A 17,955-nucleotide genomic window follows, 5' to 3' on the forward strand; every position below is an offset into this window, starting at 1 on the left:
TGACGAAGGCTGTGACATGGCTTAGGCGATAGTCACAATTTTCACAGTATTATTCAGGATTTTTGGGCGTGACGACTTTTTACCATGACGGCGACCTGCCGGACGGCCTTGATCTTGGCGCCGTTGTGGCCATTGACTCTGAAACCATGGGCCTGCGCTTTCGGCGCGATGACCTGTGCGTGGTGCAACTGTCGTCCGGTGACGGCCATGCTCATGTGGTGCGGATGCAGCGCCCGGCCTATGAGGCACCAAACCTAAAGGCCCTTCTGACCGATCCGAAGGTGTTGAAGCTGTTCCACTATGGCCGCTTTGACATCGGCATGTTCCACCTTCATCTGGGCGTGGTGACCGCGCCTGTCTATTGCACCAAAATCGCCTCGAAACTGGCCCGCACCTATACCGACCGTCATGGCCTGAAGGATCTGGTGCGTGAGTTGTTGAGCCTTGATCTGTCCAAGGCCCAGCAATCGTCCGACTGGGGCGCCGATACGCTGACACCGGAACAACTGGCCTATGCCGCGTCGGATGTTTTGCATCTGCATGCTCTGCGGACCAAACTCGATCTGATGCTGGCCCGCGAAGGCCGCACCGAGCTGGCGCAAAAATGTTTCGACTTCCTGCCGCACCGGGTCGCCCTTGATCTGGCCGGCTGGGAAGACTGCGATATCTTTGCCCATTCGTGGTCATAACTCCCTATTCTTATCTTAAACCTTTGAATGGTCGTAATCTAAGTTCTATATAAGGCACATGGCTCTTAACCCGCTGACATCTGCGTCTCCTGTGGCGCCGGATACCCTTGATCCGGCGATGGCGGCCTATGGGTCGGCGGGCGCGCTCAACGAGCAAGGCGTTAGCGCACATGACGATGCACAAGGTCAGAAACAACGCCTGCTGAAACAGGCGCAGGCCTGGCGCAACCGCTCGCGCCGTATTCGCCGGCTGAGGCTGGTGTTTCCGGGCCTGATTATCGCCACCCTGATGGCGATTGTCGGCTGGGTTATTGTGCAAAGCGTGCTGAACTCGCTCAATGTCTATCAGTCCAGTCAGGACGATATCCGTATGACCAATCCGCGCTTTTTTGGCCAGACGACCGGCGGCGACCGCTATATCATCAGCGGCCTTGAGGCGCTGCGCCGTGGCAATAATGCAGCGATCATTTCGGTCAATGCGCCCAATATGGAACTGAAAAGCGACAATAGTAAACCCACCCTGCTCAAAGGGCTTAAAGGGGTTTATAACGAACCCGATAAGACCTTTACCGTCGAAGGCGATGTGGTTCTGAACGGCGGCCCCAATGATTTCAGCTTCAAGACGGCCGAAGCGATTGTCGATCTGAACACCTCGACCGTCAGCGGCAACAAACCTATTGAAGGATTTGGCCCCACCGGTCATATTAAGGCGCAATCCTACACGATTTATGATAACGGCCAGCGGATCGTTTTCCACGGTAAGGACGGCACCCAGGTCAGGGCTGTCATCAACCCTCAATAATCTATCCGCCCGCGATTTAAGGACATTTGATAATGGCATCTGGACATTTCCTTCGACTGGTCGCAGGCCTTGCCGCGATGGCGGCCCTTGGCCTGAGCGGCGGTATCGCCCAGGCTCAGTTGTCCCAGAAAGGCGGCCCCGTCGCGATCGGTGGTGACGATCTGGAACTGCTGGAAGGGGAACGAGTTCAACTCTGGACTGGTCGGGTCGAAGTCCTGCAGGACGACACCCGCTTAAGGGCCGATCAGGTTCGAATGATCCACGCGCCCAAGCCCGGCGGCGGTGCGGGTTTTGGTGAGGTTGACCGTATCGAAGCCACAGGCAATCTTTATTTTGTTCAGGGCAATCAGGTCATCAGGGGCGATAAGGCTGTCTATACCCGCGCCGATGACACCATGATCGTGACCGGCGACGTTATTGTTAAACAGGGTGAAAACGTTATGACCGGCAATCGTCTGGTTTATAATGTCTCCGCCGGGCGCACCACCATGGATGCCGCCCAATCCAAGGGCCGGGTTCGTGCCGTAATCTACCCGGACAACAAGCCCGCTCAATAGCACGCTTAAGCACAACCACTCCTCAATGAGTGGTTATTTTTCGCGCATTTAGGGTAATTTTAAGAGGCATGAGGGATAGTGCTGCCGTGATTGAACATCTGGACACCATGACGGACACATCCGATACGACCTCTGATGGCCTCAGCGTCGACGGCATAGGCAAGACCTATGGTGAGCGCACCGTCGTCAAGAGCGTGTCGTTGCGCGTTGGGCGCGGTGAAGTCGTGGGGCTGCTGGGGCCGAACGGCGCCGGCAAGACCACCTGCTTTTATATGATTACCGGACTGGTCGAGGCCGACTACGGCACCATCATGCTGGATGGTCAGGATATTACCTCCCAACCCATGTATCAACGCGCCCGCATGGGTGTCGGTTACCTGCCACAGGAAGCCTCCATTTTCCGCGGCATGACGGTGGAAGAAAATCTCAGGGCCGTGCTGGAACTCAACGAAAACAATCCGGCCGTGATTGCCGAAGATGTCAGCCGCCTGCTCGAAGAACTGCGCATTACCCACATCCGCACCTCACCGGCCACCGCCCTGTCCGGCGGTGAGCGCCGCCGCGTTGAAATCGCGCGCGCTTTGGCCGGCAAGCCCTCATTCATGTTACTGGATGAACCCTTTGCGGGGATTGATCCACTGGCGATTGCCGATATCCGCGAAGTCGTAACCTATCTGAAGGCGCGCGGCATCGGCATACTGATTACTGACCACAACGTCCGTGAAACGCTTGATATCATTGATCGCGCGTCGATTATCCACAGCGGCGAAGTCCTGTTCGAGGGCTCGCCGGAGGAAATCCGCAATGATCCTGAGGTCAAACGCGTTTACCTGGGCGAGGCATTTCATTAACCATTGGCGGGCATCATTAACGCATGGCACTCGGACAAAGGTTAGAAATCAGGCAGGGGCAGGGGCTGGTCATCACGCCCCAGTTGCAGCAGGCGATCAAGCTGCTGCAATTATCGAACCTCGAACTCGAAGCCGTGGTTGAAGCCGAGCTTGAGAAAAACCCCCTTTTGCAACGCGAAGACCCGGAGCCGGTCAGCGATTCCGGCCCTGAGATTGAGCGCGACAGCTTCGATGCCGATGGCCGCGAGCTGGAACTGGGCGACGGCGATTCGATCCGCGCCGGCTCCGACCTTGATGCCTCAAACTCCGATCTTTACGGCGACGAAGCCCCAACCGTACGTGAGCCGGACACCGCTGCATCGTCTGCCGATATGTCCGACGGGCCGATGGTTGACTGGTCCAAGGCCGGTAAGGGCGGCGGCAGTTTTGACGGTGATGAGGACATGGAACGGGCCCTCACCCGCGAAAAAACCTTATCGGAACACCTGACCGATCAGGCCCTGATCGCCGGATTCAGCGCGCCTGAAATGGCCATTGCGCAGGTTCTGATCGACGGAGTCGATGAGGGTGGTTACCTGCGCGCCGACTTAAGTGAAATCTCCGACCGGCTGGGCTGCGATCCGGCGCTGGTCGAGGCGGTGCTAACCACCTGCCACGGTTTTGAACCGACCGGCGTTATGGCCCGCAGCGTCCCCGAATGCCTTAAGCTGCAACTGATTGAGCGCAACCGCTTTGATCCGGCCATGGCCGCGCTGATCGATAATCTTGAGCTTCTGGCGCGGCGTGACCTGAGTGCTTTGCGCAAGGTCTGCGGCGTCGATGACGAAGACCTGACCGAGATGATCCGGGAGCTTAAGGCCCTGACCCCGCGTCCCGGTGCGGCCTTTGGCTCGGAACCGTCCCAGACCGTGGTGCCGGATGTGTTCGTCCGGCAAGATGCGACCGGCGGCTGGCGGGTTGATCTCAATACCGATACCCTGCCGCGTGTTCTGGTCGATCAGAAATACCATGCTCAGGTGGTGGGCGGTGCCCGCTCCGGCGAAGAAAAATCATATCTCAGCGAATGCCTTAATCAGGCCAACTGGCTGATCAAGAGCCTTGATCAACGCGCCCGTACCATTCTTAAGGTGTCGTCGGAAATCGTACGCCAACAGGATGCTTTTCTGGTTTACGGGGTCGAACATTTGCGCCCGCTGAACCTCAAGACCGTCGCCGATGCGGTGGGGATGCACGAGTCCACCGTCAGCCGGGTGACCTCGAACAAATACGTCTCTACCCCGCGCGGAGTGTTTGAACTGAAGTTCTTCTTCACCTCCTCGATCGCATCTGCCGACGGCTCCGAAGCCCATTCGGCTGAGTCCGTGCGCCATAAGATCAAGAACCTGATCGACGGTGAAAAGTCGTCCGGCGAAATCCTGTCCGATGACCGGATCGTCGAAATCCTGAAAGAGGCCGGGGTAGACATCGCCCGGCGCACCGTGGCCAAGTACCGCGAAGCCTTACGCATCCCGTCCTCGGTTGAGCGCAAGCGGCTTATAAAGTAGCCGCCCAAACCCGCTCATATGCGGGCCGCAATATAGCCCAACACCCTTAATTCTGCGTAAGGATTCAACCCCTAAGCGGCAAAGTGCCGCGCATTTTGCGCACACATTTTAGTGACTTAACACAGGCGTCAAAGAGCGTAAGGTGGAGGGGCGCGTACACCTCCACGCGCAGTCCTCGCCTCCCCCTATGAGGGTTAAGTTCATGATCCGCAAAGCATTTAAGGTGCTCGCCCGCCAGGGGGGATATCCGGGAGGACGACAAACCCCTAAAATGGAGCGTAGATCAAGCTATGCAAATACAAGTCAACGGAAAACAGGTTGAAGTGGGTGATGCGCTGCGTGAGCGCATCGAACAGGAACTGGCCGCCGGCATCGCCAAATATTTCGACCGCGGCGGTGAGGCTGAGGTGACCCTGTCCAAGCAGGGCCATCTGTTCAAGGCCGACTGCTGGGTCAGGCTGGCGTCGGGCCAGACGCTGGTGTCGAGCGGCACTGGCGGGGATGCCCATTCTGCCTTCACCGGAACCCTTGACCGTATCGAGACACGGGTGCGCCGCTATAAGCGCCGCCTGAAAAACCACCACAATCCGTCGCCGGCTCAGGAACTGGCGTCGATCACCGTGTTGCGCTACGACCATACCGGCGAAGACCCGCTGGAAGACTATGACGACGGTCATGGCGCGAACGGCTGGGATCATGATGCCCCGCCGCAAGCTATGGTCATCGCCGAAACCGAAGCACCGCTTCGCACCATGACGGTGTCGGGTGCGGTGCTTGAGATGGACATGTCCAACTACCCGGTGCTGATGTTCCGAAATGCGGCCCACGGTGGCCTGTCGGTCATCTATCGCCGTCCTGACGGCAATATCGGCTGGATCGATCCGGAGCGCACTCGCGCCCGATCGGTGGCCTGATCCTTATCCGCTCTATAACCGCACCTGTAGGGACGCACGCGCACGTTAAAGTGTAAACGCTTAACGGTTGACGTGCCGGTGGCGTCCCTATAAGGCACATCTCGCCCGCCTTTAAGTGCGGGGGACTAAAATACCGGTGCCGTCTTTGGGGGCGCATCGTTTTCAGGTCTCTTAAAATGGGGGCTTGGCCTGATAAATCCGGCGCAGGTTTTGCAGGGGAGGTTTCTCCCTGCCTGCGCTCAACCTGGAAGTATAATGTCTCTCTACGGGCTTTTGGATCGTCATTCGATTAACGGTCATGTCAGTGTAAATTCTAAGCGTCAGGCCTTGCAGGCGGTGGCAGAGCATGCCGCCAAGCTGTTCAAGATAGACGCCGAGGTTATATTCAACGCGCTGGTCGACCGCGAAAAGCAGGGCTCGACCGGTGTGGGTCTGGGCGTTGCCGTGCCCCATGCTGCCCTTGCCGGTCTGACCCAGATGCGCGGCATTTTCCTGCGGCTGGAGACGCCGATCGATTATGATTCGATCGACCATGTGCCTGTCGATCTGGTGTTTGCCCTGTTTGCGCCGCCTGAGTCGGGTTCAGAGCACCTGCGGGCACTGGCCAAGGTGTCGCGTGCTCTGCGCCAAAAATCCATGCGTGAGCAACTACGGGCGCTTGATACCAATGACGCCCTCTATGCGCTTTTGGCCGACAGCGGCGCCCACGCAGCGTAAAGCCGTGCGGGATCGGCCTCCCGATCGAAGATGGGGAGGCAAGGCAGATTCAACTTGTCTTCGAGTAGTAAAAGAGCCCCCACCACCACATCTCGCCTTCGGCTCGTGCGGTCCCCCTCCCCGGCGCATTTTAGTGCGCTACCGCTTCGCTGCTTGAGCGCAGTTGGAGAGGTATAAATGTAGTGGAATGAAATCCTCTTATACTCCCCCGGTGTACCGGGGGAGGTGGCAGGGCGCGGAGCGTCCTGACGGAGGGGGGCCTCTTAAAGGCTCTTGAAACCTAACTGCTATCGGTGACCACATCCGGCATGCTGTCCGGCAAGACCAGCTTGACCTCTCCGCGGGCTACGCGCCAGTACATCTCACCGCCGTCGGCTTCAAACCACGGCGGGTGCCGGGTGGCCAGAATCGTCCGCTCATTCAGCCACAACAGGCCGGTGTTCGGATCGAGACGCGGCGGGGTTTGCGGCGCATCTTCCGGCGCATCCGCCAGAACATCATCAGGATCGTCATCAATCCCGAAATCGGGATCAGCCAGATCAAGGCCCTTGATGCGTTTGATCAGCTCATCCGGCGTGAGGGTTTGCGTCTCCGATAGAGGGTTCAGTTTCGGGGCCAGTTTGGCGCTCACCGCGTCATGGGTGGCGCGCAAGGCCGCCAGTTTCAGGCCGAACTCTTCACGGCTGCGGGCGGCCTCTTCAGGGGTGAGCTGCTTTGACGCCGTGCGCTCGGACGCATCGACGCGCGCATAGATGCGCTCGATCAGCAGTCCGGCCCGTGTCATTTGCTCCAGTTCAGGGGCATCGTACGGCGACGGCAGATCACCCAGCCGCTCCAGCATCCGGTCAGCAAAGGCCCGCAGCCGCGCCCGCCGTTCTTCGGGCGTGAAGCGTTCTTTTGGGTCAAAAGATGTCAGGGCATCAGCAGTCACCCCCTAAGCATGGGGGAAACACGACCAAGGGGGATAAGTCTTCCTCCTCCCTGTGCCTGCGCTCAAGCAGCGAAGCGGTAGCGCACTAAAATGCAGTGGGGAGGTGGATGCGAGCACAGCGAGCAGACGGAGGGGGCAGCACCGAAACATATTAAGGGCGCTGCTGTCACAAACCCGAGCACAGGATAACGACAACGCAAGTCCCCCTCCGTCTCGTCGCTCACGCGCCGATCCACCTCCCCATCTTCGCCCAAAGCTCGATAGGGAGGAGAAAAAAGTAATGCCCCTCCGTCGGCTTCGCCGCCACCTCCCCACGCAAGCGTAGGGAGGAGAATGGGCACCGACCTGTCCGGCGTCTCTAGGTTCCGGGTGCAGGGGCACGCGCTCAAGCAGCGAAGCGGTAGCGCACTAAAGTCACCCTGCCTAGCGGCTAACGATGGGGATAAGGCGCACTTTATCATCCGGTTCGGGGCGTTTCAGGTCGATATGCAAAAGGCCGTATTCCAGAACCGCCGACGCCACTTCCATGCCATCACCGATGACAAAGCTGCGGCTAAAGCCGCGCTGGGCGATGCCGCGATGAAGGAAATCACGGGCCTCTGCCTCTTCCGGTTCGGCCTCTTTCTGGGCGGTGAGGGTCAGCAACTGCCCCGTTTGCGCCAGTTTAAGCTGATCAGCGGTAAAGCCCGCTACCGCCACACTGATGCGGATATGGTGGGCCGACAGGGCTTCGACATTATAGGGCGGGTAGTTTTCCGACACGCGCCCCAGCCGCTCAATCAGCGCCCGCGTATGATCAAAGCCTAACAGGTAGGGACTATCAAAAATTACCGTGCGCGCCATCGACCCGTTTCCATTGAGCTTAACAACGATATGGGCCCAGGGTTTGCTATTTCAATGGCTTATGGCAAATCCTGCAAAAATTCGACGACCGCCGCCCGCGCCGAGCCTTCGGTCAGCATGGGGGCGTGGCCAACCCCTTCCACATCGACCCGCTTAAGGTCAGGGGAAATACCTTCCATGACCCTGACCTCATGGTCTTCGATCAGATCTGAGATCGCCCCGCGTACCAGCAGCAGCGGCCTGCCGGTGCTCAGCGACATATAGAGCGGCATCATGTCATAGACCGCCGGAGAGGTCGGCGTAGAGACCGGAATCGTAATCGCCGGATCATAGGCCAGTTTAAGCCCGTCATCGCTTTCACGAAACAGGCGCCGCGCAAAGGCCATCCAGTCCTTATGGTCATAATCCGGAAAGGCCACTTCGTTGTGCAAACGGGCATAATCGGCGGCATCGTGCCAGCCCCTGATTTTTGACGGGCTCTTGCCGGCATAGCCCGCAATGCGCGTCAGCCCCTTGGCCGACAGTACGGGGCCGACATCATTCAGCACCGCCGCCTTGATCAGGGCAGGGCGCAGGGTCGACAGCACCATAGTCGTCAGCCCCCCCATCGACGTGCCTATAAAGATCGCCCGCGCGATCCCTAAGCCATCACACAGGTCGAGCACGTCCTTGGCATAGGTCCACAGATGATAGTTTTTAGGATCAGCATCATGATCGGACAGGCCGCGCCCGCGGATATCCGGCACGATCACCCGCCGACCTGTGGCGGCGATATAGGGGGCTACCCCTTCAAAATCGGCGCTGTTGCGGGTAAGGCCATGCAGACACACGACCGGCAGGTGGATGCCCCCGCCCGATCCTGCATAATCACGGGCATACAGACGCAGGCTGTCATCGGACGACCACCAGCGCTCCTCGAAATGGGTGGCTGCATTCGCAGGCGATCTGTGCAAAGACAACATTACCGGAATCCTTCTCTGATGGCTGGCCAAAGGAAGGCCTATCTGAGCCATAAATAGGCGTGGATTACGACGAAAATAATCGTTACATCAGGATATATGAATCTAAGACCCTCCCAGCCCCGCCCCCTTACCGAACTGTACTGGAGTGGCAGCGTGCTCAACAGCTATACGATTGCGCTCCTGATCGCCTGCCCGTTCCTGAGCGGTCTGATGCTGGCCAAGGGTCAGGGGCTGGCCATGCTGTTGATGTGGATCACTCTGGGCGGCCTGATGGCGCTCAGTGTCATCGAAAAACCGCTGTTTGCCTATGATCCGGCCCGTAAGATGTTCGTCGCCCCGGACGGCCAGGAAATACCGCTTGAAGATATCCATAGTATCGAAATGGACGCCCGCGACATCTATTTCATCCCGAAATCCCATACGATCGAAGGCTGGCACCTGTCGCAGCGGGTGTGGGTTTTGTCCCCGCGCCGGGTGATGAAAAAGGCCGCCGCCGACTATAACTGGCCGCTGAAAGATATCACCCACCCGATCCTGCGGTTCGGGTTTTGGATCGCGCCTTAAGAACTCCCCCATGTTGCAGGGGAGGTTCTTAGAGATCAAAACCGCGAAATAATGCGGTGGACCTTACCCCCAGATCTGGAAATCGGGCGGGCAGTGGGCAGGCGGTCGAGCTTGATCAGGCCTTCGGGTTCGCCGTAGAGGTCAAACGCATCGGCGCGGATGACCTTGGCTCTGGCAAACTCACCAACCTTCAGACCGGTAAAGCCCTTAAGATAGATATGGCCGTCGATTTCCGGCGCATCGCCCTTGGTGCGGGCCACGCCTACGCCGTCAGCGCGGATTTCGTCAACCAGCACGTCGACGACATGGCCGACCTTGGCTTGCAGCTTTTGCGCAGAGATACGCGCCGCCACCGACATGAAGCGGGCCAGACGCTCCTGCTTGACCTCTTCCGGCACATGGTCGGGTAAGTCCTTGGCCGGGGCGCCGTCGACATTTTCATAGGCAAAGGCGCCGACGCGATCCAGTTGCGCCTCTTCCAGCCAGTCGAGCAGGAAGTTAAAATCGGCCTCGGTCTCACCCGGGAAGCCAACCACAAAGGTCGAGCGGATGGTGATATCGGGCGCAATTTCGCGCCATGACCGGATACGCTCCAGGGTGCGATCCTGATTGCCTGGCCGCTTCATGGCCTTGAGGACCTTGGGCGAAGCATGCTGGAACGGTATATCGAGATAGGGCAGGATCTTGCCCTCGGCCATCAGCGGGATGACGCTGTTCACATGCGGATAGGGGTAGACATAGTGCATGCGCACCCAGATGCCCAACTCGCCTAAGCCCCGCGCCAGATCTTCAAACGACGCATCCCATTTCTGGCCGCGCCATTCACCTTGGGCATATTTAATATCAAGGCCGTAGGCCGAGGTGTCCTGCGACACCACCAGCAATTCTTTGACGCCGCTCTGGGCCAGGATTTCGGCCTCTTTCAGCACGTCGGCAATCGGGCGTGAGGCCAGATCACCGCGAAGCTGAGGGATGATGCAGAAACTACAACGGTGATTGCAGCCTTCGGAAATCTTGAGGTACGCATAATGCTTGGGCGTCAGGCGCACACCGGGATCGTTATCCGGCACTAGATTTTTAAACGGGTCAGGCTTGGGCGGCACAATATTATGAACCGCATCCATAACCGCGTCGTACTGATGCGCGCCGGTGATCGCCGCCACATTAGGGAACCGCGCCCGGATCAGATCAGCCTCGGAGCCCATGCAGCCCGTGACCACAACCTTGCCATTTTCGGCCAGAGCCTCACCGATGGCGTTCAGGCTTTCTTCCTTGGCCGAGTCCAGAAACCCGCAGGTATTGACCACAACCACGTCCGCGCCAGCGTAAGATGCCGCCGTGTCATAGCCTTCATGTTTGAGCTTGGTCAGAATCCGCTCAGAATCAACCAGCGCCTTGGGGCAACCCAGCGAGACAAAGCCCACCTTCGGGGCATCGGTTTTTAAGGATGTGGACATTTAAGTGCGTAATACAGATTTTAGCGCATAAGGCAAGCAAGGTATCAATCGGGTGGGCTTGCCAGTAACGTAGTCTGCCAATCCTGAAACAATGCACTACAATTGACCCAGCTGGTATCGTTCGCGTAACGACAGTTGATGACGCGCTGTTGGAAGCTATTGTTTTTCTGGTTCATTTCGCCGATCTGCCGATCAGGCTACAACGCCTCGCGTTATACCCGCTGCATTATTTTCCTCTACCGTGAATAAGAGCGGGTAAAAAGCAATTTCGGTTGTTCTTATAAGCAATTTCCCGTAAGAGTCCCTCGATGTATGGGGTCCACCTCAGGGCTGACGGGAATCCTCTCAGGAGAGTTTGGTTGCTTTCGGAATTATCAAATGCGTCTTTGCAATATGAATTGATTGCTGATGCAATAAATAAACTTTTCGATAAAAGCTCGTATTCGTCGGACATCGAAAAGGTACTGGATGTATCCGAAGCTGACATGGAAGCTTTTTTATTATCCGAGTACAAATCTTACCGGTTGGATGATGCCGCAAACGCAGGGTTGAGCGTCAACGGATTGTCATCTGAATTTCTGACAATGGCATCCCAGGGCGTAAATGGGTACGCCGCAAGCATCCGAGAGCTCTTGGATATTCCACAATTGGTGGCAGGTGCCTTCAAGGTGTCACCTCGAACAGAGGTTAACCTTTATGCATTAGCGAGTGGCTTCAAACCTCTGTTAAATCCGTTCACAGGCCTCGTTTCTTCGTGTAAATCCTCGCTCGGTCGTGAATGGTACTATCTTAATGAGGGATGCGACTTTTGTTTGGTTTCTGAACTTAGTCAGCCTATGGCCTTTATGGGGGTTGAGGGCTTATGGGTCTTTCCGCAGAAAAAGCTGATTCTCTGGTATTGGAATGGATACCCTGAGCGCGACGTAATCCGGCATGTGGCTAGTCTTCTTAGGGGATTACTTCTCAGTGGAGATAAGGTAAGGCATTATCTCGCGACGGATGCAAACAGGAAATTGGCGATTACCGATTTTAACTGTCCGCACATGGGGCACAATTTCTGGAATGTGATGACTGGGTGGTCAAATCTTCTTCAGAATTCGCCCCTTCACCATGCAGATTTCATCGTCGAACATGACAATCAGAACTTCTTCGGATTTATTTCGGAAGTTTTCGGCGACCTCCTTAAAGATGAAGCTTACTTCAAAGCGAATAATGATGAGGAAATGCGAAATTTTCTCTTTTCGAACAATGCATTCTCAATAACAGTTAAAGATGAAAATATATCCGATTTTCTTAATGGAAAGATATTGGCTTATGCACGCACTCAGGTGAGTAAGGAGTTTCTTGAGAAATGCGAATCTCTAAAAAGAAATTCAAAACCTTTACTTTTGATTACAATTCGCCTCGACAATCGAGCGTGGTTGAATCAAAATGAAGGCTGGGCCGCGCTCATCCTTAAACTAAAAGAAACCTTCCCGATGCTTGCCATTGTGGTCGACGGGCTAAGTAGCGATGCTGTTAAAGGATGGACGACAGGCTGGATGTCTCTGGATGCAGAAGTGGTGATAGCCGACAAGATCGCTGCGGATATCGACAATCAGTTGCCAATTATTTTCGGGGTAGGGCGACCTTTCTTTGAGGGGTTAATCCTATGTGATTACGCGGATGTATATATTGCTCCGCTAGGCACTGGAATGGTTTGCTACAAATGGATTTGTAACAAGCCAGGCATCGCTTTTTCTAATAGTGCCGCATTGAATAATGAACACCAGCAAGCACCTCTGCGGGTATGGGACAATTTTGGAGAATCGGTTATTCCATCAAACTATCTGCCCATGGATCGGGTAATAGACGTTGAGTTTGTTAGAGATGATCCGACGCGGGCGAACTTTACCATGGAATGGGCTGATCTTCACGATTTTGCCCAGCCGCTTCTACGGGCGTGGTTCCCCGAAGCCGTGAAGCCTGAATTGTCATAAGATGAGCATACTGCACTAAATAAACTAAATTCTCATCGAATGTTGTGGGTTAGAATGCATCGCTCGCAGCCGTATTAGCAAACCGAGTTAATTATGAACAAAACGATTGCCGACTTGATAGCTGGATCTAAACTGTATCCAGTTTGGCTGCATCAGGCATATTATATGCTTAGTGCAAAGTATAAAAGGACAATACTTGGAACAATTTGGATAGCTGGCAATTTTATAGCCTCTTCTCTGGCTATTGCCGTCGTTTTCGGAGCAATTTTTAACCAGGATTTGCACGAGACGCTTCCCTACACGATGCAAGGGTTCCTGATGGCCGGGACCTGCATGTGGATCATCACGGAAGCTCCCGAATTGTACGTAGGGCATGCGGGTATAATCAAAAATCACGCTTACCCCTTTACGTACTTTGCGTTTGAGGGTGTTGCAAAGATGATAATGCTATTTGCGCATAATCTCATCGTTTTTTACATTTTTATGGTCGCTATGGGTACGGTTACAGTTCCATTGTGGCCACTAATACCAGGATTAATTTTAAATATAGTGTGTATGCTGGGTTGGGGCTGCGTCGTCGGAATGATGTCGGCGCGTTTTAGAGATCTTCGCTTTTTGCTCCCAAGTGCTTCGACGCTCCTTTTCTTCCTGACGCCAGTGTATTGGCGCGCGGAGACACTCGGTTCGCAGCGCTGGATTGCCGATATAAATCCGCTTTACCACATGATTGCGATCGTCAGGGAGCCGTTCCTAGGGCGATACCCGGCGCCAGAGAACTGGATTTTCGTATCGGGTGTGGCGGTGACGGGGATCGTCGCTTGGTTTATTGCATTCAGCCTTTTTCGCCGCAGAATTCCGTTCTGGGTATAGTTAGAAAGCTCACCAAATGTCGCTAATTGAACTCACTGGCGTTAACTTAACTTATCGGATTTATTCCGTGCGAGCGCAATCGTTGCGTAATGCCATTGCCAATGTGGCCGTAGGCGGGCGCTTGCTGAAGAGCGGGAATGATATCGTTCACGTAAACGCACTAAACGGAATCAATTTTTCGCTCAATGAAGGTGACCGTCTTGGAATTATTGGTCATAACGGAGCAGGTAAGACGACGTTGCTGAAAGTTCTGGCCCGCGTATATGAGCCGGACACAGGCCATGTCCGCATAGATGGTCGTGTGTCTTCAATGATTGATGTATCGTTGGGCGTTGACTATGAATTGACGGGGCGAGAAAATCTTATAAATATGGGACGCATCCGTGGTTATTCCACAAAGCAAATTCTTCAGAAAATTCCTGAGATCGTAGAGTTTACGGATCTAGGACAGTTCATCGACCTTCCAATAAAAACCTATTCGGCGGGGATGGTCACTCGTCTTATATTCGGCGTTGCCACTAGTCTGGAACCGGACATACTTCTAATGGACGAGTGGATTGGCGCTGGCGACAAATTCTTTGTAGAGAAGGCGACGAACCGTCTTAATGAAGTTTTGAACAAGTCGCGTATTATTGTCTTAGCCACGCATAGCTGGTCTTTAATGAGTTCCTTATGCAACAAAGTCTTAGTTCTCAACGCGGGAAGGCAAGTATTCTTTGGCGACATCGCTGATTGGGACGAAGCGAACAACGAGCCAAGGTCGAAAGCCTTCGGGTGATAAAAGCTGCATTAGTCGGCGGACGTTAGCTTAGCTGCACTTAATTTAATGAGAGAGTATATCTTTATCAGGATATACGGGTACGGGTTTTTGGGTTTCCCCCGCTGCATCGTAATGCCTCAGCGCACTCACCGGTCGCATTGGATGGTACCGATTGAATTATAGGTGGGGATAGCCGATGCGTGTTGACTGCCATATGGGTTTTTTCTATTGGTAAATCTCATTTAGATATCGTGTATTGCATAGATAGCTTTTTACGTGGCGCGAAATTAATAGAATAACGGCTCTGCAGGCGGTTTCGCAGGAAGTGGCGAGAAGGTATAAAGTGGGAATATGATTATCGTCAGGACGCCGCTTAGAGTCTCTTTTTTTGGCGGAGGGACCGATCATCCGACTTGGTTTAATACAGGGGAAAAAGCCGCTGTTCTTTCCACGACCATTGATAAATACATATACGTAACCCTGCGACGCCTACCTCGAGTGTTTGATTTTAATTATCGCGTCGCTTGGCGCATCATAGAAGAGACACAAAGCCTTTCTGAAATTAAGCATCCGATCGTGCGATCTGTACTCGAATATTACGGACAGGACGATGATAGCGGGTACGAGGTATTATATAATGCAGACCTCCCAGCCCAGTCCGGGCTTGGATCTAGTTCCGCATTTACTGTCTCTATGCTAAAGGCTTACATGGGTAACCTCCACAGACTAGAGTCGAAACGATACTACGCCGAGCAGGCCATTCACATTGAGCAGAATTTGCTTAAAGAACCAGTTGGCTCTCAAGATCAAATAGCTGCGGCATACGGTGGTCTAAACCGGATCGACTTCAAGGCCGGCGGAGATTTTCATGTAGAACCCGTGCTAATCGCAGGTGATCGCAAGCGGGAACTGAATAGTCGCTTGATGATGTTTTTCACTGGATTCACTCGCTCCGCAAGCAAGATCGAAGGTGAAAAGATCAAAAGCTTTTCCGACAAGACAGCCGAATTGCGTGAAATGTACCAAATGGTCGATGAGGGGATGTCGATTCTTCAGAATCCGAGCATTGACCTCAGCGAGTTTGGCCGACTGCTGGACAGGGGGTGGCAAGCGAAACGCCGTCTTTCCCAGAGCGTCTCGACCAGCGATCTCGACGACGCGTATGAAGCGGCGATTAAAGCTGGTGCGACAGGGGGAAAGCTTCTAGGTGCCGGAGGCGGCGGCTTTTTGCTCTTTTATGTCGAACCGGAGTATCAGAGCGCTGTCCGGTTCGCTTTATCATCGATGCTAAACATGCGATTTGGCTTTGAAGATCATGGTTCTTCGGTGGTTTTATATAACCCTGATTTGACTGCGAACTACGATTTTGCCAGCCGAAAGGCTTGATTGTAATCCAATTGAAACGGCGCGGCACTGACTGATGCCATGGCGATTATTGAAATATAGGATCCGTCAAAATGACAGAAAAGCTCACTAACGGTGCGGTGGTATTGGTTACAGGGGGGCGAGGGCTAGTTGGGCGCGCGTTACAAAATCGTCTTGCTGAAGCAAATGTAAAGGTTGTGGCCCCAACCAGTTCGGAACTCGATCTAAGAGATCCAAATGCTACTCATGCTTTTTTTCGGGAGGTTTCACCCGATTATGTGTTCCACCTAGCCGCACGAGTGTACGGCATTATGGGCAACATCATGAATAAGGGTGTTTCGATCTATGAGAACGTCATGATCAACACCAATGTCATCGAGGGCTCGCGGCTGGCTGGTGTAAAGAAAGTCGTCAGCATGGGTTCCGGTTGCGTTTATCCGTACCCACCTCCCGCAGAGCACCTCACGGAAGACATGATCTTCCGGGGAGAGCCACATTCGTCTGAAGATTCCTATGCGCATTCCAAGCGATTGATGTACGCCATGCAAAAGGCGTATCAGGAGCAATACGGTCTGGACTATGCATTTGTAGTTTCAGGGAACCTTTTCGGGCCACATGACAGCTTCGATTTCGAAAGTGGTCATGTTATTCCGTCATTGGTGCATAAGTTCTACAATGCTGCGCGGGAAATGACGCCCATTGTTGCATGGGGCACCGGAAAGGCGCAGCGAGATTTCACCTACTCTTCAGATGTAGCGGAAGCGCTGACTTTCATTATGGAGGGCGGCCAAGGTGCCATCAACATGGGCTCTGGCCAGGTTCACAAAATTCATGACATCATCGAATGCTTGGCTGAAGTCAGCGGTATTGGCATGGATGCCGTTCAGTTTGATACGTCCAAACCAGATGGTCAAGAATATCGTTACTACGACGTATCCAAATTGCAAGCTCTTGGTTTCAAGCCCCGCGTGACGCTCGCAGAGGGGCTGCAGAAGACTTATGATTGGTTCGTCAAAAACTATGATCAAGCCAGACTATAGTTAGCAAAAACGTCCGTAATTGCCGCGATTTCGCGGCTATAACTGCCATCGGTTAAATATTGGAGACCGAAAGAAATGAGTTCAAAAGCCAGATGTTTCATTACTGGTATTACCGGCATGGTAGGGTCGCATCTTGTTGATTTCCTGCTTGAGAACACCGACTGGGAGATATATGGCCTTCTTCGGTGGCGCAGCCCTCTCGATAACATATACCATCTTTTGCCGCGCATAAATGCTAGAGACCGCATCCATCTCATTTATGGCGATCTTCGTGACTCGCTGTCGATGGACAGTGCCGTTCGCGAAGCAAAGCCGGATTTCGTCTTCCATTTGGCTGCCCAAAGTTTCCCCAAAACGTCATTTGAATCTCCGATTGAAACCTACGACACCAATGTCGAGGGCACCGAACGTTTGTTGGCAGCCCTACGCAAGCATGCACCTCAAGCCATAATTCATGTGTGTGCCTCGTCGGAAGTTTTCGGTCGTGTCCCGAAGGAAAAGTTGCCGATCGACGAAGAGTGCACATTCCATCCAGCCTCCCCTTATGCCATTTCAAAAGTGGGGACGGACCTAATCGGCCGTTATTACGGTGAGGCTTATGATATGACTGTCATGACGACTCGCATGTTCACCCACACGGGACCGCGCCGTGGTGACGTTTTCGCAGAATCGACCTTCGCCAAACAAATTGCTATGATCGAGGCCGGGTTAATCCCGGCAGTTGTGAAAACTGGAAATCTGGATTCCCTTCGGACATGGGCTGATGTGCGCGATGCGGTACGTGGTTATTATATGCTGGTGACCATTAATCCAATCAAGGGTGCCTACTACAATATCGGCGGCTCTTATACGTGTTCAGTCAAGGATATGTTGGATACTCTAATCTCGATGTCACCGAAGGCGAACCAGATTTCGGTCGAAATCGATCCGGAAAGATTACGCCCCATCGACGCCGACCTGCAAGTTCCGGACACGCGGAAGTTCAAAGCTGTAACCGGTTGGGAGCCCACAATTCCCTTTGAGCAAACCATGAGGGATTTGCTCGATTACTGGCGTGACCGTATTAAACAGGGCGGTCGCTTCCTGACACGATAAGGTACAATTTATCTC

18 protein-coding genes are annotated in these 17,955 nt (G+C 54.2%); 14 read left to right on the forward strand and 4 right to left on the reverse strand.

Going from position 1 to position 17,955, the window contains the following annotated elements; genetic code table 11:
* Positions 1–68 precede the first annotated feature (68 nt).
* The 7 genes from PQU98_RS10080 to ptsN all read left to right on the forward strand — a co-directional run bounded on the left by PQU98_RS10080 (position 69) and on the right by ptsN (position 6,074).
* Positions 69–689, forward strand: a complete 621-nt coding sequence (locus PQU98_RS10080) for a ribonuclease D (RefSeq protein WP_272744815.1) — start codon at positions 69–71, stop codon at positions 687–689.
* A gap of 58 nt (positions 690–747) precedes the next feature.
* Complete coding sequence (gene lptC, locus PQU98_RS10085) at positions 748–1,491, forward strand: LPS export ABC transporter periplasmic protein LptC (RefSeq protein ID WP_272744816.1); 744 nt, start codon at positions 748–750, stop codon at positions 1,489–1,491.
* Between the two features lie 32 nt (positions 1,492–1,523).
* The gene (locus PQU98_RS10090) at positions 1,524–2,048 is read left to right on the forward strand and encodes an LptA/OstA family protein (protein WP_272744817.1); all 525 of its coding nucleotides are present in this window, start codon (positions 1,524–1,526) and stop codon (positions 2,046–2,048) included.
* Between the two features lie 107 nt (positions 2,049–2,155).
* A complete protein-coding gene (gene lptB, locus PQU98_RS10095) occupies positions 2,156–2,899 on the forward strand; it encodes an LPS export ABC transporter ATP-binding protein (RefSeq protein ID WP_272745491.1) in 744 nt (247 codons plus the stop codon).
* Positions 2,900–2,922: 23 nt separating this feature from the next.
* Positions 2,923–4,443: an RNA polymerase factor sigma-54 gene (gene rpoN / locus PQU98_RS10100; RefSeq protein WP_272744818.1), complete on the forward strand. Its 1,521-nt coding sequence runs from the start codon at positions 2,923–2,925 to the stop codon at positions 4,441–4,443.
* Between the two features lie 290 nt (positions 4,444–4,733).
* Positions 4,734–5,357, forward strand: coding sequence for a ribosome hibernation-promoting factor, HPF/YfiA family (gene hpf / locus PQU98_RS10105; RefSeq protein WP_272744819.1), 624 nt, complete (start codon positions 4,734–4,736; stop codon positions 5,355–5,357).
* A gap of 255 nt (positions 5,358–5,612) precedes the next feature.
* A complete protein-coding gene (gene ptsN / locus PQU98_RS10110) occupies positions 5,613–6,074 on the forward strand; it encodes a PTS IIA-like nitrogen regulatory protein PtsN (RefSeq protein WP_272744820.1) in 462 nt (153 codons plus the stop codon).
* 280 nt (positions 6,075–6,354) lie between these two features.
* On the opposite strand, the gene PQU98_RS10115 is transcribed toward ptsN, so the two are convergent.
* From PQU98_RS10115 to PQU98_RS10125, 3 genes are all read right to left on the reverse strand, one after another.
* On the reverse strand, positions 6,355–7,005 hold the full coding sequence (locus tag PQU98_RS10115) for a hypothetical protein (RefSeq protein WP_272744821.1): 651 nt from the start codon (positions 7,003–7,005) through the stop codon (positions 6,355–6,357).
* 423 nt (positions 7,006–7,428) lie between these two features.
* Complete coding sequence (locus PQU98_RS10120) at positions 7,429–7,848, reverse strand: Hsp20 family protein (RefSeq protein WP_272744822.1); 420 nt, start codon at positions 7,846–7,848, stop codon at positions 7,429–7,431.
* Between the two features lie 59 nt (positions 7,849–7,907).
* Positions 7,908–8,810, reverse strand: a complete 903-nt coding sequence (locus PQU98_RS10125) for an alpha/beta fold hydrolase (RefSeq protein ID WP_272744823.1) — start codon at positions 8,808–8,810, stop codon at positions 7,908–7,910.
* 96 nt (positions 8,811–8,906) lie between these two features.
* On the opposite strand from PQU98_RS10125, the gene PQU98_RS10130 reads away from it, so the two are divergent.
* On the forward strand, positions 8,907–9,374 hold the full coding sequence (locus PQU98_RS10130) for a hypothetical protein (protein ID WP_272744824.1): 468 nt from the start codon (positions 8,907–8,909) through the stop codon (positions 9,372–9,374).
* 35 nt (positions 9,375–9,409) lie between these two features.
* Here the strand turns inward: PQU98_RS10130 and rimO are convergent, their stop codons facing one another.
* On the reverse strand, positions 9,410–10,831 hold the full coding sequence (gene rimO, locus PQU98_RS10135; RefSeq protein ID WP_272744825.1) for a 30S ribosomal protein S12 methylthiotransferase RimO: 1,422 nt from the start codon (positions 10,829–10,831) through the stop codon (positions 9,410–9,412).
* A 359-nt stretch (positions 10,832–11,190) separates the two neighbouring features.
* On the opposite strand from rimO, the gene PQU98_RS10140 reads away from it, so the two are divergent.
* The 6 genes from PQU98_RS10140 to PQU98_RS10165 all read left to right on the forward strand — a co-directional run bounded on the left by PQU98_RS10140 (position 11,191) and on the right by PQU98_RS10165 (position 17,940).
* Positions 11,191–12,810, forward strand: coding sequence for a hypothetical protein (locus PQU98_RS10140; protein WP_272744826.1), 1,620 nt, complete (start codon positions 11,191–11,193; stop codon positions 12,808–12,810).
* A 93-nt stretch (positions 12,811–12,903) separates the two neighbouring features.
* On the forward strand, positions 12,904–13,680 hold the full coding sequence (locus PQU98_RS10145; protein WP_272744827.1) for an ABC transporter permease: 777 nt from the start codon (positions 12,904–12,906) through the stop codon (positions 13,678–13,680).
* 16 nt (positions 13,681–13,696) lie between these two features.
* Entirely contained in the window at positions 13,697–14,458 is a 762-nt protein-coding gene (locus tag PQU98_RS10150) for an ABC transporter ATP-binding protein (RefSeq protein WP_272744828.1), read from the forward strand.
* Positions 14,459–14,791: 333 nt separating this feature from the next.
* A complete protein-coding gene (locus PQU98_RS10155; protein ID WP_272744829.1) occupies positions 14,792–15,826 on the forward strand; it encodes a GHMP family kinase ATP-binding protein in 1,035 nt (344 codons plus the stop codon).
* 71 nt (positions 15,827–15,897) lie between these two features.
* On the forward strand, positions 15,898–16,845 hold the full coding sequence (locus PQU98_RS10160; RefSeq protein ID WP_272744830.1) for a GDP-L-fucose synthase family protein: 948 nt from the start codon (positions 15,898–15,900) through the stop codon (positions 16,843–16,845).
* A gap of 75 nt (positions 16,846–16,920) precedes the next feature.
* Complete coding sequence (locus PQU98_RS10165; protein ID WP_272744831.1) at positions 16,921–17,940, forward strand: GDP-mannose 4,6-dehydratase; 1,020 nt, start codon at positions 16,921–16,923, stop codon at positions 17,938–17,940.
* The last annotated feature ends 15 nt before the right edge of the window (positions 17,941–17,955 follow it).

Source organism: Asticcacaulis machinosus, from assembly GCF_028550435.1.
Lineage (GTDB): Bacteria > Pseudomonadota > Alphaproteobacteria > Caulobacterales > Caulobacteraceae > Asticcacaulis > Asticcacaulis machinosus.